Raw genomic sequence first — 14,002 nt, forward strand, 5'->3', positions numbered from 1 at the left:
TCTACGGATGAGCGCTCGTCACTCACGTCTAATTATTTTAGGTTCTGGTCCTGCAGGTTATAGCGCTGCGGTATACGCTGCCCGTGCGAACCTGAAACCGACACTCATCGCAGGTATTCAATTAGGCGGTCAATTGACTACAACGACAGAAGTAGACAACTGGCCAGGTGGTGCAGAAGGTTTAACAGGCCCTGCCCTAATGGAACAAATGCAAGCGCATGCTGAACGTTTTGGCACAGAAATAGTGTATGACCATATCAACGAAGTTGACCTCAATGTTCGTCCATTCGTACTTAAAGGCGATATGGAAGAGTTCACTTGTGATGCATTGATTATTTGTACAGGTGCAACTGCGCAATACTTAGGTCTTGAATCTGAAGCTGCATTTATGGGTCAAGGTGTAAGTGCTTGCGCAACTTGTGATGGTTTCTTCTACAAAAACCAAAAAGTAATGGTTGTCGGGGGCGGTAATACTGCTGTGGAAGAAGCGCTTTATCTTTCAAACATTGCTTCTCATGTCACTCTTGTACACCGTCGCGACACTTTACGATCAGAGAAAATTCTGCAAGATCATCTTTTTGCAAAAGAAAAAGAAGGTAAAATCAGCATCATCTGGAATCACCAAGTGGATGAAGTGATTGGTGATACGACGGGTGTGACTTCTGTACGTATTAAATCTACGCAAGATGATTCAACTCAAAATGTTGATGTCACTGGTATGTTTGTGGCTATTGGTCACAAACCAAACAGCGGTATTTTTGAAGGCCAATTAAACTTACGTGACGGCTACATCCAAGTTCAAAGTGGCACCGCAGGTAACGCAACACAAACGTCTATTCCCGGTGTATTTGCTGCGGGTGATATTGCCGATAGTATCTACCGTCAAGCGATTACTTCTGCAGGTTCAGGCTGTATGGCTGCACTCGATGCTGAAAAATACCTTGATGCACTCGGCGAATAATCTTTTGCTTCATTCATTTGCTTAGCTAAATAATTTTAAAAAATTAGCCGACCTGATGGTCGGCTTTTTTATGTATGATAAATATCCGTGTACCTCAATAAGAAGCTTGGCATGCCGATACTCCCTCCTTCTGAATTTACTTTCCCCGATCCTGTTGAATGCGATCCCGAAGGTGAAGGCTTAATTTGCATCGGTGCTGACCTCTCCCCTTCCACACTGTTTGAAGCCTATAGTCACGGTCTTTTCCCATGGTTCAGTGAAGGTGATCCGATTTGTTGGTGGTGTCCTGAACCCCGCTGCATTATTCGACCGCAGGACTATCATCCGAGCAAATCGTTATTACGCAGCATGAAAAAAATGGACTATAAGATCACCATTAATCGTGCGTTTGAAACTGTGATTCTCTCATGTTCACTGCCACGTAGTTATGCCAATGAAACATGGATTTCAGAAGATATCATTCAGGGATATTCTGCGCTATTTGAAGCAGGCTATGCTTATAGCATTGAAGTTTGGGAAAATGAGACTGTTGTCGGAGGCCTCTATGGCGTCAATATTGGCCATGGCTGCTTTGGTGAGTCTATGTTCAGTACACGAACAGATGTCTCTAAAATGGCGTTTTACACCTTAATGCTCATCGGGCAAGAGAATCAGTTGCCATGGATTGATTGCCAATTGGTCAACGATCACCTCTTAAGCTTAGGTGCGAGTACACTTTCTCGCCAACAATACCTTAATTCGTTACAAGATGTTGTTAAACAACCATCAATCGATTGGAAAAAGTATCAGGACAGTGTATTTTCAAGTAAAACAATAGCGCAATGGGCGAGTCTCAGCGCATGACAATAAAAGAGGGATATTACGATGAATTCCTATCAACCGAAGTCCCTGTTGAACGAATTACAGTACTACATCACGCCTCCGCATGATTGTAGCTACTTAGAAAATAAATCTGCTCGGATGGTCTTTCTTGATCCTGTCCATCGTATTGATGTGGTCACATTATCTGAACTTTCCCGCATGGGTTTTCGTCGTAGTGGTGATTTTGTCTATCGCCCTGAATGTCATCTTTGTCGCCAATGTTTGTCCTCTCGCGTTCCTGTTCATGAATTTCAAATGAACAGCGTGCAAAAAAAAGCGTGGAAACGGAATCAAGATTTAACGGTGAAAATTAGCCGCCCTCAAGATGCCGATGCAAAGCATTATGCGCTGTACGAACGCTACATTAATGAGCGGCATGCTGATGGTGATATGTACCCACCTAGCCAAGATCAATTTGAAAAATTTTTAATTAATAGCTGCACTGACAGTTTCTTTTTAGAGCTGTGGTTAGATGAGCAACTGATCAGTGTATCTACCTGTGATCCCCTCGATGATGGTATTTCAGCGGTATATACCTTTTTTGATCCTGATGAAAGCCGTCGCTCACTAGGGACTTTTGCCATTCTGAAACAAATCGAGCATGCACAAAAGCTTGGACTGCAATATGTCTACTTGGGCTATTGGGTGCCCGATTCGCAAAAAATGAATTATAAATCTCAGTACATTCCACTGGAACTTCTGCTTGATGGACAATGGCGTCGACTCAACCGACCACTGACCCAAGAAGAAATTAGCCAACTGGGGGATTCCCTGATGACCACCTTACCTTCCGGCTGGAACAATCCTATTATTAAATAAAAGGGATCAAACAAAAGATATTCGATATAATAGCATCCGTTTATTCACGAATGCTTTCTTTAAATTTGATCACTCTTCACCGCTTTATTTAAATAAAGCTGCAAAATCATCACCACAAGTCTTCACCATAATAATGGCGTGCTCACGAGTTCCATCGGCATTTGGATAATAATTCTTTCGCAAATCGATTTGATGAAAATCCGCTTTTTCATATAAACGGATCGCTGGATGATTACCTTCTCGCACTTCTAAGAAGATTTGAATGGGTTTATTTTTGAGTAAGGCAATAGATTCATCGAGTAATTGAAAACCTAATCCTTTGCCTTGCTGGCTCGGATCGATCGCCATTAACAATAAATTTGCTTCATCTAGAACGGGTTGTAAAATGCAAAAACCTACAACTTTTCCTTGTCGCTCAATCACCGTACTTTGATAGGCAGCAATCGATTCTTGAAATTGTTTTATGGTCCAAGGATGGCTTTGTACGCGGCGCTCGATATCGTAAACCTGCTGGACATCAGCGTCTTGCATCAAACGAATCATCTTCGTTTATCTTTCTATAGCTAGGGTATGCGCATTATAAAAAGTTTGTCTATAAAGTTGAATAAAAAAAAGAGCGATTTACATCGCCCTTCTGAAAAAGTCACCACAGCGCTGTGATTAGAGACCCAAATATGCTTTCCACGTTTTTAACAAACCAGAAGTATCTAAATCATTCGGGTGAAAACCTGGTTTAAAATACATCAGCATTTCTTTACCCATACCAGTGATGATGCCTTTTGAAGGGCTATAACCATAGGTATAAATATCTTTTAATGCTTCAAAATTAAGCTTGTTATCTTCTTTTAATAAACGAGCGACAAAATAACTTTGTACGAAGAATAAAGTCACCATTGCGCCAATCAATGAACCTGTACGGAGTGCGTAGGCCTTTATTCCCTGACCAAAGACACCTTCAAAAACATCATAAGCCACGGCTTTATGTTCATTTTCTTCAATCGCATGCCACAACCACATATTTTTCATGGTTTCATCAGTCATTAAGGCTTGAATATGCGGGTTAACCAATAACTGTGAAGCGATGGTTGCAGTGAAATGCTCAAGTGCCGTGGTTGCGGTTAGATCCACCATTTCTTGTGTAATGCCGACAGGTTTACCAATACGTGCAAAGACTTTGCGCACACCTTGGATAACACGACCCGTTGCCTTATCAAGCGTTTCGACATCATGACCGTATTTTTGTGCAGAAGCATTAAAACCCTCATGCTCTTGCGTATGCATCGCTTCTTGACCAATGAAAGCACTAATTTCTTTTTGTAGGGCTTCATTATTTGCGATTGCTGGGTGTTTACGTACGGCACGCACACTATCAATAAAGAACATTTCACCCGCTGGAAATAAAGCAGATAATGCGGTCATAAAATGTGTCAAACCAGCTGAGCCGTTCATCCAGTACTCTGGTACCGCATCAAAATCAAAATTCATGCGACGTACAGGGAAACTTGCACCTGCTCGATTAGTAATCTTTACTTTAGCGTTCATGCCTAACTCCTTTTTGAGTTATGAAATACTCAAACTTTTATTGGTTTTCTTGATTTCATATTACGGTTTTATTGAAGCGTAATTATTTCAGTTAAGGACAGTGAATTATCACTAAAGGACAGCTTTAAAAAATATTGTCAGACAATTTCCCTATCACATTGAATAAGCATAAAAAAAAGCGCCTCAAAGAGGCGCTTTTTTACACACATTTAGTGATTATGCAGTTACTTTAGAAACTACACCAGCACCAACTGTACGGCCACCTTCACGGATCGCAAAGCGTAAGCCAGCGTCCATTGCGATTGGGTGGATTAATTCTACTGACATTTCTACGTTGTCACCAGGCATAACCATTTCAACGCCTTCTTTAAGCGCGATTGCACCAGTTACGTCAGTTGTACGGAAGTAGAACTGTGGACGGTAACCGTTAAGGAATGGAGTATGACGACCACCTTCGTCTTTAGAAAGTACGTATACTTCTGCGTCGAATTTAGTATGCGGTTTGATTGTACCTGGTTTAGCAAGTACTTGACCACGTTGAACGTCTTCACGTTTAGTACCACGTAGAAGAACACCACAGTTCTCGCCCGCACGACCTTCGTCAAGAAGTTTACGGAACATTTCTACGCCAGTTACAGTTGTTTTAACTGTATCTTTAATACCAACGATTTCAACTTCTTCGCCTACTTTCACGATACCAGTTTCAACACGGCCAGTTACTACTGTACCACGACCTGAAATTGAGAATACGTCTTCGATTGGCATAAGGAATGCTTGGTCGATAGCACGTTCTGGTTCTGGGATGTAAGAGTCAAGAGCTTCAACAAGAGCAACCACAGCATCTTCGCCGTATTGACCAGCTTCACCATTAAGCGCTGCAAGAGCAGAACCACGGATTACTGGAGTGTCGTCGCCTGGGAAGTCATAAGTAGAAAGAAGTTCACGAACTTCCATTTCTACTAATTCAAGAAGTTCTTCGTCATCCACAAGGTCGCATTTGTTTAGGAATACAACGATGTAAGGTACACCTACCTGACGAGAAAGAAGGATGTGTTCACGAGTTTGTGGCATTGGACCATCAGTCGCAGCACATACAAGGATCGCACCATCCATTTGTGCAGCACCAGTAATCATGTTTTTAACATAATCGGCGTGACCTGGGCAGTCTACGTGAGCGTAGTGACGGATCGGAGAATCGTATTCTACGTGTGAAGTATTAATTGTAATACCACGTGCTTTTTCTTCTGGTGCAGAGTCGATTGCAGCGTAATCTTTCGCTTCACCACCGAATTTTTTTGCACATACAGTTGCAATTGCAGCTGTTAAAGTAGTTTTACCGTGGTCGACGTGACCAATTGTACCCACGTTAACGTGTGGCTTATTACGTTCGAACTTAGCCTTAGCCATGAGATCTTCCTTTTTAAACTACTCATGCAGGGATACTGCATGAGCATTTGGTTTTTAACTATGAATTAGTTTGGGCTTATAGTAATCGAAAGATTACTCGTCGTCACCTTTTTTACCGCCAGATTGGAACTTAGCGATGATGCCTTCAGCCACGTTACGTGGTGTTTCAGCGTATTTAGCGAATTCCATAGAATAAGTCGCACGACCTTGAGACATAGAACGCATATGAGTTGCGTAACCAAACATCTCAGAAAGTGGAACTTCTGCACGGATAGCTTTAGTACCACCAGGTAAATCGTCCATACCTTGAACAAGACCACGACGACGGTTTAAGTCACCCATGATATCGCCCATGTAGTCTTCTGGAGTTTCTACTTCAACTTTCATGATTGGTTCAAGCAAGATAGGATCTGCTTTCATGAAACCGTCACGGAATGCGTAAGAACCCGCCATTTTGAACGATAATTCGTCAGAGTCGACGTCATGGTAAGAACCATCGAACAATGTCGCTTTGATGCCAACAACTGGATAACCAGCTAGGACACCATTCTTCATACGTTCTTGGATACCTTTGTCAACCGCACCGAAGAATTCTTTAGGTACTACACCACCTACAACTTCTTCAGCAAACTCGTAATCTTTGCCAGCATCTTCAGCAAGTGGTTCTAAACGTACGTATACGTGACCAAACTTACCTTTACCACCAGTTTGACGTACGAACTTACCTTCTTGTTCAACTGATTTTTTGATCGTTTCACGGTAAGCTACCATTGGTTTACCAATGTTCGCTTCAACGTTGAATTCACGCTTCATACGGTCAACAATAATGTCAAGGTGAAGCTCACCCATACCAGCAATAATTGTTTGACCAGATTCTTCGTCAGTACGTACGCGGAATGAAGGGTCTTCTTTCGCCAAACGACCTAAAGCAACAGACATTTTTTCTTGGTCAGCTTTAGTTTTAGGCTCAACCGCAAGCGCAATTACTGGCTCTGGGAATTCCATACGCTCTAGTGTAATTACATTGTTTTCATCACATAATGTATCACCAGTCGTAGTATCTTTAAGACCTACACATGCTGCGATATCACCCGCACGAATTTCTTCAATATCGTGACGGTCATTTGCGTGCATCTGTACGATACGGCCAACACGTTCGCGCTTCATTTTAACTGGGTTATAGCAAGGGCTACCTGCTTTAAGCACACCAGAGTAAACACGTACGAATGTTAAGTTACCTACAAATTTGTCGTTCATGATTTTGAACGCAAGCGCAGAGAACGGAGCATCGTCAGACGCTTCACGAGAACCTTCAGTTTCGTCTTTGTCGTCAAGGATACCTTTAATCGCCTCGACATCAGTCGGCGCAGGTAAGAATTCAATTACAGCATCCAACATACGTTGAACACCTTTGTTTTTGAACGCTGAACCACAAAGCATTGGTTGAATTTCATTCAACAATGTACGTGCACGTAAACCTGAAACGATTTCTTCTTTAGTTAACTCACCTTCTTCAAGGTACTTGTCCATGAGTTCTTCTGATGCTTCCGCAGCAGCTTCAACCATGTTAGTACGCCATTCGTTAGCTAGTTCAACTAATTCAGCAGGGATTTCGCCATATTCAAACTTCATACCTTGAGACGCTTCGTCCCAGATAATCGCTTTCATTTCGATTAGGTCAACAACACCCTGGAAGTTTTCTTCTGCACCGATTGGAACAACGATTGGCACTGGATTACCACCAAGACGTGTTTTAACTTGTTCAACAGCACGGAAGAAGTTCGCACCAGTACGGTCCATTTTGTTCACGAATGCAATACGTGGAACTTTATATTTATTTGCTTGACGCCATACAGTTTCAGACTGAGGTTGTACACCACCTACAGCACAGTAAACCATGCATGCACCGTCAAGAACACGCATAGAACGTTCAACTTCAATAGTGAAGTCTACGTGTCCTGGGGTATCAATTACGTTAATACGGTGCTGTTCGAATTGGTTACCCATCCCTTTCCAGAAGCATGTTACTGCCGCTGAGGTAATAGTAATACCACGTTCTTGCTCTTGTTCCATCCAGTCTGTAGTTGCAGAACCTTCGTGAGTTTCACCAAGTTTGTGACTCTCACCTGTGTAGAACAAAATACGTTCTGAAGTGGTAGTTTTACCAGCATCAATGTGCGCAGAGATACCAATGTTACGATAACGAGAAATTGGGGTTTGACGAGCCATGATTTCTAGCATTCCTAAATTTTGTTGTTTAAAACAGGACGCTTTAAGCTGCATAGCAACTTAAAGCGATTCGATGACAAAACAGTGACAACTGATTTGTCACCCTCCTGAATAGGGGCTGTTTTATCCGCTTAGAAACGGTAATGAGAGAAGGCTTTGTTGGCTTCAGCCATACGATGCACATCTTCACGTTTTTTGATCGCTGCGCCTTTACCTTCAGCTGCATCAAGCAACTCACCAGCAAGACGTAAAGCCATAGTTTTTTCAGAACGCTTAGCAGCAGCATCTACTAACCAACGCATAGCCAAGGCAGTACGACGGGATGGGCGTACTTCCATAGGCACTTGGTATGTAGCACCACCAACACGGCGTGCTTTTACTTCGACCATAGGACGAACTTTTTCAAGAGTAGTCTCGAAAAATTCAACTGGGTCTACTTTAGATTTTTCTTGAACGCGGTCTAAAGCACCGTAAACGATACTTTCAGCAATAGATTTTTTACCATCTTGCATTACGTGGTTCATGAATTTAGCGATTGTTTGGCTGCTGAACTTAGGATCCGGAAGGATTTCACGGGCAGCAACTACGCGACGTCTTGGCATTTTAATACACCTAATAAATATGACACTTCAGGTTACTCCAGCAGGTGCACAAAGTGTCATGTGCTTTCGCTGGCCTTACTATACGTCGCTTGGAATTTTCACAAAAAATGCAGAAATCAGACAAGCGAGACGATAAAGGATTGCAGTTCTAACGAACTAAGAAGTTAATCTTTTCAGATTATTTCTTAGGACGTTTAGCACCGTATTTAGAACGAGACTGGTTACGATCTTTAACACCAGCACAGTCTAAAGAACCACGAACGGTATGGTAACGTACACCTGGTAAATCTTTAACACGACCACCACGGATAAGAACAACACTGTGCTCTTGTAGGTTATGGCCTTCACCACCGATGTAGCTAGAAACTTCAAAACCTGAAGTTAAGCGAACACGGCAAACTTTACGCATTGCTGAGTTAGGTTTTTTAGGTGTAGTTGTGTAAACACGTGTACAAACACCACGACGTTGTGGACAAGCCTTCAACGCAGGAACTTTAGATTTTTCAACTAAAGTTGTACGACCCTTACGGATCAACTGATTTGTTGTTGCCATTTGGCAATTCTCCCGTTAATAAAAAGCCCCAAAAAATACTACTTTTTGAGGGCATACAATTGTAAGCGAAGACTTAAAATTGGTCAACAATATACGATCATCGAAAACATTTATTCATCATGATTTGCGCAATTTTTCACCCACAAATAAATAGTTTATTTTTCAGAAGAATCTGCTGATTTTTTTGTAACTTTATCTACGGCTGCTGTTTTGGCTTTACGCGGCTTAGTTTTGGGTGCAGCTTTTTCCACTGGGACATCCTCCTGCTGTACAGATTCCAACACATCAAACTCATCTTTTTCAGCTAAAGCAGGTTTTTGCGCAGCCCCGGGTGCATGAGGCTCAACAACTTTCTCCGCAAGTGCCTCCAAACCTTCTGAGACTTTTTGTTCCTGCTCTACTTCCACTTCAGCTGCATCAGAGTTTTTAACTTGTGCTTTTTTAGTGACTTTTACTGCGCGGATACTCTCATGACCTGTAACATCTATGGTCTCATCTAGTACAGGCTCAGCCAAATCAATATCTTTCGCCTTAATACCTTCTAGTAATTTAGGTGTTGCTTGAGCAAGCAACTCAAGAGAACGCTCATAGGCATGTAAAGGTGACAAGCTAATATCCTGATGCTGCAAAATATATTGGCGCGCATTAGAAAAGACTTGCTGTGCCTTCTGATTCACTTCATCCACTAAACGGCGACTATACACCACACTTACACCAACACTCGCCACAGGAGATAATCGTGATAGCTGATTTAACAATGAAACTTTTGGCATTTGATTGAGCCATGCCCACTTAAACTGACCATTTTCATCTAGTACATATTTTTTCAATGCTGCTGCATCAGTATCTGAACCCACCAATTGCTGCAACTGATGCAAATCACTATTTTGTAGCGTACTACTCAGAGCTTTTATTGCCATAAGCAAAGTTTGTTTTTCTGCAATTAAACTCAAGTCGACCTGTTTAAAAATAAACTGAACAATATCTTGGTCACTTTCTTTGCTTAAGTCGAAACCATAAGAACGTCCAACTTGATAAATCACTCGCAGAGTCATAATCAGTGAAGCAGGGATATCAATACTTGAACCAATGACACCTGTCGCACCTGTTAAAGCCCCTTGAATCGAAGCAATCCATTTATTTTGCTCACCCAGAGCCTGACTAATACGACGCGAACGATCGACATCTTGTGTCAACTCTTCTAAATCACGTACCCCAGCTTCATCCAGTACAGCATCTACAGATGAAATATCCGAACTAAAATGATTCAGTCGATCAAATAAATAATCAGAAATTTTGTCACTAAATTGAGGAGCAACAAAATTAGCCACATTATTTACAGTATTAAAATGTCGACCGAATAATTGTCTAGAAACATTTGGAACGTGTTCACGTAAGATTTGCTGAGGATTATCATATTTTTTTACATCAAATACGCCCGCTTGCCTTGACTGACCCTCCAAGGTTTGACCATTTTTTTGAGGTTGAATGACCTTAGTTACGGATTCGGGTGCGACATGATTAATGATGGACACCCCAGTAGAACTGAGCTTTTTAGCCACTCCAAAGGCGTTTGAGAGTAGACCTGCCGTTGGTTTATTATTCGTTTTCACCATTCCCTACCTCATTAAAACTATTCTTGAAATTATTGATAAATACTAGGTGTAGTCAAACTTTATCACAACTTGAATATGTATCTTTAAGTTAAGTTTTTTGCTGCAAAGTTGCAAATTAGCTCAGTCAACAATAGGCATAGGATTTGCCATAAGAATTCAAAAAGCTTTCTGCTATCATTATTCCAATCAAATTATATGAGTTCGCCTATTTAGAAAGTTTCCTTCGTATACTTTCTATAGCTTGCTCACACACTACCTATAAAGGATCTGTAGATGAAACGTGTTGTAATCACTGGTATGGGCATCAACTCATGCATTGGTAATACATTAGAAGATGTCACTCATTCTTTGCAAAACGGGATTTCTGGAACACGTTTCAACCCAAGTTATGCTGAACTTAATTTTAAAAGTCATGTCAGTGCGGCTGCAGAACAAAACTTTGACGGTATTGACCGCCGTTTAAAACGCTTTATGGGCGTATGCGCAATGTATGCATACAACTCAGCTTTGGCTGCGGTAGAAAATGCAGGCTTAACAGCAGAACAAATCGGTGGTAATCCACGTTACGGTATTGCGGGTGGGTCAGGTGGTGGTTCAACTGCATCTGTTGTTGAAATGAAAGAACTTCTAGACACCAAAGGTGCACGTAAAGTTGGTCCATTCTTTGTACCACGTAATATGACCAACACCATTACTGCAAACGTGGGTGTTGCATTTAAAATGCAAGGTATTGCACACACCATTACTAGCGCATGTGCAACATCTGCAGATGCCATTGGTTATGCATACAATTTGATTCAATTAGGCAAACAAGACTTAATGCTTGCTGGTGGTGGTGAAGAAGACCATTGGTCACAAAGTCTTTTATTTGATGCAATGGGTGCACTTTGTTCAAAATACAATGACACTCCTGAAACTGCTTCCCGCCCTTACTCTGCTGACCGTGACGGTTTCGTGATCGCTGGCGGCGGTGGCTTCGTTGTACTAGAGTCACTTGAACATGCTCAAGCACGTGGTGCAAACATTTTGGCTGAAGTTGTCGGATATGCAGCAAATTCTGACGGCGCTGACATGGTTGCACCATCGGGCGAAGGTGCGACGCGTTGTATCCTTATGGCTTTAGAAGAAGCTAAACAACATGGTGTAGATACCATCGACTATGTTAATACACATGGTACATCTACTCCGGCAGGCGATGTCACTGAACTTAAAGCGATGGAGCGTGCTTTCGGTGAAGGGCAAGTTCCTCCGCTCAGCTCGACCAAATCGATGACCGGTCACAGTCTGGGTGCTGCAGGTGTACAAGAAGCGATTTATTCTATTTTGATGATGCAAAATGACTTTATTGCACCAAACATCAACGTGACTGAACTTGACGAAGGTGCAAAACCTTTTGATATCGTACTTGAAAAACGTGACGCAAAATTGAATACTGTGATGAGTAACAGTTTTGGTTTTGGCGGTGTAAACGCTTGCCTCGTTTTCAAAAAATGGGAAGCTTAATATAAAGTTTGCTGCTTTGGCGCTTTGGTGCCAAAGCACACACCCACCGCCCTTTTAAGGGTCAATATATGGATGCTCCATCAGATGCTTTCCTCTGGGTCAAAGCATTACATATTATCTCAGTTGTTTGCTGGTTCGCAGCGCTATTCTATCTCCCTCGCCTTTATGTCTACCACGCTATGAGTGATGATGCTACGAGTCATCAGCGCTTTCAAATCATGGAACGCAAGCTATACCGTGGCATTATGTGGCCTGCAATGATTGCTACACTGATCACGGCGCACTTCCTCGTCGATTGGGGTGATGCAACACGACACTACCATGAAGCGCTTTGGTTCTACTTAAAAGTGGGATTGGTTGGACTATTGGTGATATATCATTTTGTATGTGGTTATTACCGTAAAAAGCTTATCGAAAATGCACATTATAAGTCGCATAAGTTCTGGCGTTATTTTAATGAAATGCCCACTTTGATTTTATTTGCGGTGGTTATTTTAGTTGTGGTGAAGCCAAGCTTCTAAACAACTGTAAAAAAGCCCCTACTCATTGGGGCTTTTTATTTATCTTATTTAATATTCAAAAACTGCAACTGCACACAGCTATCTAAAATATTCCAATTGTGTGCTCTAAATTGCTCACGCGGATACGGCACTTCAGCACACAACATCCCCTCTTTCTTAAAGAAACGTCGGCCGTGGCTATTTTGATTCAACTGCGTTAAATCAATCGCACCCTGATTCAACAAATTAAAAATCATAATACGATCATTCAAAATGTGCCCTGCAAGCACATAGCGCTCCCAAGGCACCCCCTCTATATTGGACAAAGTATTGCCCAAATAGTTTTTGATATGCCAAGATGAATACTGTCCCTGTTTTTGACCAGCCTGCATCCTAAACGAATCATAAGAAAGCTCAGATAGCTGTGCCGCCTCTTCATATTGCTTAAACAATTGATTTGCAGTTTGATTTGGCAAATACAACCAATACATCAACGAGGTATTCCAGTCCGATAATTGCTGCACCTGCTTCAACACCGCATATACGCCATAGGCTTCCAATTGCGCTGCTGAGCGCAAACTTAACTGACTGGCACTTAAAGGCTCTAAATAAACAACTTGTCCAGTCTTTAATTGCTCATTACGTATAATTCGAACATAACGTGCCAGCCAGCTTTGAATCAGCATCCTTTCAACCAATGAGATCGGGCGCTCAAGCATCTGCTGCAATCTTTGATATTCAGCCATATATGCATCCAGCTTATCCTCTTTATTTAACGCAATATTGATCTGATAAAGGATCACCAACTGATTTAAATACTTAAAGTCTGGATATGCGGAATTGCTCGGCATACTTAAACTGCGGTATTGGCCTGCATGCTGCAACCATGTGTTAAAGCGCTGCAACGGCACCTTTTCTTGCTGTATCAGCGCACCGAGCACCTGATGATGCTCAACAACAAATGCGCTAGCTGCATTAGGATCATCGACCAGCAATTGCTGAAACTCCGCAACTAAATTCGTCTGTTCTTCTGACCACTTTTCACGTGTTAGCTTCGCATTCAATGGCTGGCCCAATACATTCTGATGCTCTTGCCCCAACAAACTAAATGCCCAATCTTGATGATAACGATAGCGCCCAACATTCAATGCCGAAAACCGATCTGCGGCATTCAGCCCAAGCAAGTTAAAATACGGCTCTTGTGTGTAATTTGAATGATAAGAAATTTCAGACTGCTGCCACTTGAGCACCCGAGGATCAATACGCTCATCCCACCGCAGCCAAAGACAAAAACACACAACAACTGCAAGCAACAGCAAGAAAATAAAGATGATTTTTTGTTTCATTGATTTCTTATTTTGAATTATTTCAGCCGCATTATATTCAACTTCACCATTCACGCATACAAA

13 protein-coding genes are annotated in these 14,002 nt (G+C 41.9%); 5 read left to right on the plus strand and 8 right to left on the minus strand.

What is annotated here, in order from left to right; translation table 11 throughout:
* Positions 1-7: 7 nt before the first annotated feature.
* The 3 genes from trxB to MST16_RS12845 all read left to right on the plus strand — a co-directional run bounded on the left by trxB (position 8) and on the right by MST16_RS12845 (position 2,641).
* Positions 8-961 carry a thioredoxin-disulfide reductase gene (trxB, locus tag MST16_RS12835; RefSeq protein WP_111885274.1) on the plus strand — a complete coding sequence of 318 codons (954 nt, stop codon included), beginning with the start codon at positions 8-10 and terminating at the stop codon, positions 959-961.
* Between the two features lie 111 nt (positions 962-1,072).
* Positions 1,073-1,804 carry a leucyl/phenylalanyl-tRNA--protein transferase gene (gene aat / locus MST16_RS12840; protein WP_180010019.1) on the plus strand — a complete coding sequence of 244 codons (732 nt, stop codon included), beginning with the start codon at positions 1,073-1,075 and terminating at the stop codon, positions 1,802-1,804.
* Between the two features lie 21 nt (positions 1,805-1,825).
* Positions 1,826-2,641, plus strand: coding sequence for an arginyltransferase (locus MST16_RS12845; protein ID WP_078190044.1), 816 nt, complete (start codon positions 1,826-1,828; stop codon positions 2,639-2,641).
* An 84-nt stretch (positions 2,642-2,725) separates the two neighbouring features.
* Here the strand turns inward: MST16_RS12845 and rimI are convergent, their stop codons facing one another.
* The 7 genes from rimI to MST16_RS12880 all read right to left on the minus strand — a co-directional run bounded on the left by rimI (position 2,726) and on the right by MST16_RS12880 (position 10,590).
* Positions 2,726-3,184, minus strand: coding sequence for a ribosomal protein S18-alanine N-acetyltransferase (gene rimI, locus MST16_RS12850; protein WP_180010018.1), 459 nt, complete (start codon positions 3,182-3,184; stop codon positions 2,726-2,728).
* A 117-nt stretch (positions 3,185-3,301) separates the two neighbouring features.
* Positions 3,302-4,183, minus strand: coding sequence for a metal-dependent hydrolase (locus MST16_RS12855; RefSeq protein ID WP_078193116.1), 882 nt, complete (start codon positions 4,181-4,183; stop codon positions 3,302-3,304).
* A 216-nt stretch (positions 4,184-4,399) separates the two neighbouring features.
* Positions 4,400-5,590: an elongation factor Tu gene (gene tuf / locus MST16_RS12860; RefSeq protein WP_180002848.1), complete on the minus strand. Its 1,191-nt coding sequence runs from the start codon at positions 5,588-5,590 to the stop codon at positions 4,400-4,402.
* Positions 5,591-5,683: 93 nt separating this feature from the next.
* Entirely contained in the window at positions 5,684-7,819 is a 2,136-nt protein-coding gene (fusA, locus tag MST16_RS12865) for an elongation factor G (protein WP_180004228.1), read from the minus strand.
* 131 nt (positions 7,820-7,950) lie between these two features.
* Positions 7,951-8,421, minus strand: coding sequence for a 30S ribosomal protein S7 (gene rpsG / locus MST16_RS12870; RefSeq protein ID WP_005011815.1), 471 nt, complete (start codon positions 8,419-8,421; stop codon positions 7,951-7,953).
* Between the two features lie 178 nt (positions 8,422-8,599).
* Positions 8,600-8,974, minus strand: coding sequence for a 30S ribosomal protein S12 (gene rpsL, locus MST16_RS12875; protein WP_000246374.1), 375 nt, complete (start codon positions 8,972-8,974; stop codon positions 8,600-8,602).
* 155 nt (positions 8,975-9,129) lie between these two features.
* Entirely contained in the window at positions 9,130-10,590 is a 1,461-nt protein-coding gene (locus MST16_RS12880) for an EcsC family protein (RefSeq protein ID WP_180011961.1), read from the minus strand.
* Positions 10,591-10,863: 273 nt separating this feature from the next.
* Here MST16_RS12880 and MST16_RS12885 point away from each other — a divergent pair, with 273 nt between their 5' ends.
* Positions 10,864-12,093 (plus strand): beta-ketoacyl synthase N-terminal-like domain-containing protein, encoded by a 1,230-nt coding sequence (locus MST16_RS12885; protein ID WP_111885033.1) that lies wholly within the window; start codon positions 10,864-10,866, stop codon positions 12,091-12,093.
* 68 nt (positions 12,094-12,161) lie between these two features.
* Positions 12,162-12,614: a protoporphyrinogen oxidase HemJ gene (gene hemJ, locus MST16_RS12890; protein WP_180011963.1), complete on the plus strand. Its 453-nt coding sequence runs from the start codon at positions 12,162-12,164 to the stop codon at positions 12,612-12,614.
* Positions 12,615-12,658: 44 nt separating this feature from the next.
* Here the strand turns inward: hemJ and MST16_RS12895 are convergent, their stop codons facing one another.
* The gene (locus MST16_RS12895; RefSeq protein WP_180011965.1) at positions 12,659-13,939 is read right to left on the minus strand and encodes a hypothetical protein; all 1,281 of its coding nucleotides are present in this window, start codon (positions 13,937-13,939) and stop codon (positions 12,659-12,661) included.
* Positions 13,940-14,002: the final 63 nt, after the last annotated feature.

The organism is Acinetobacter sp. YH16040_T, assembly GCF_024605785.1.
Lineage (GTDB): Bacteria > Pseudomonadota > Gammaproteobacteria > Pseudomonadales > Moraxellaceae > Acinetobacter > Acinetobacter amyesii.

Excerpts from the sequence above, each read along its gene's own strand:
- trxB (WP_111885274.1), top strand. The coding sequence starts at position 8 with ATGAGCGCTCGTCACTCACGTCTAATTATTTTAGGTTCTGGTCCTGCA.
- aat (WP_180010019.1), top strand. The coding sequence starts at position 1,073 with ATGCCGATACTCCCTCCTTCTGAATTTACTTTCCCCGATCCTGTTGAA.
- MST16_RS12845 (WP_078190044.1), top strand. The coding sequence starts at position 1,826 with ATGAATTCCTATCAACCGAAGTCCCTGTTGAACGAATTACAGTACTAC.
- rimI (WP_180010018.1), bottom strand. The coding sequence starts at position 3,184 with ATGATTCGTTTGATGCAAGACGCTGATGTCCAGCAGGTTTACGATATC.
- MST16_RS12855 (WP_078193116.1), bottom strand. The coding sequence starts at position 4,183 with ATGAACGCTAAAGTAAAGATTACTAATCGAGCAGGTGCAAGTTTCCCT.
- tuf (WP_180002848.1), bottom strand. The coding sequence starts at position 5,590 with ATGGCTAAGGCTAAGTTCGAACGTAATAAGCCACACGTTAACGTGGGT.
- fusA (WP_180004228.1), bottom strand. The coding sequence starts at position 7,819 with ATGGCTCGTCAAACCCCAATTTCTCGTTATCGTAACATTGGTATCTCT.
- rpsG (WP_005011815.1), bottom strand. The coding sequence starts at position 8,421 with ATGCCAAGACGTCGCGTAGTTGCTGCCCGTGAAATCCTTCCGGATCCT.
- rpsL (WP_000246374.1), bottom strand. The coding sequence starts at position 8,974 with ATGGCAACAACAAATCAGTTGATCCGTAAGGGTCGTACAACTTTAGTT.
- MST16_RS12880 (WP_180011961.1), bottom strand. The coding sequence starts at position 10,590 with ATGGTGAAAACGAATAATAAACCAACGGCAGGTCTACTCTCAAACGCC.
- MST16_RS12885 (WP_111885033.1), top strand. The coding sequence starts at position 10,864 with ATGAAACGTGTTGTAATCACTGGTATGGGCATCAACTCATGCATTGGT.
- hemJ (WP_180011963.1), top strand. The coding sequence starts at position 12,162 with ATGGATGCTCCATCAGATGCTTTCCTCTGGGTCAAAGCATTACATATT.
- MST16_RS12895 (WP_180011965.1), bottom strand. The coding sequence starts at position 13,939 with ATGAAACAAAAAATCATCTTTATTTTCTTGCTGTTGCTTGCAGTTGTT.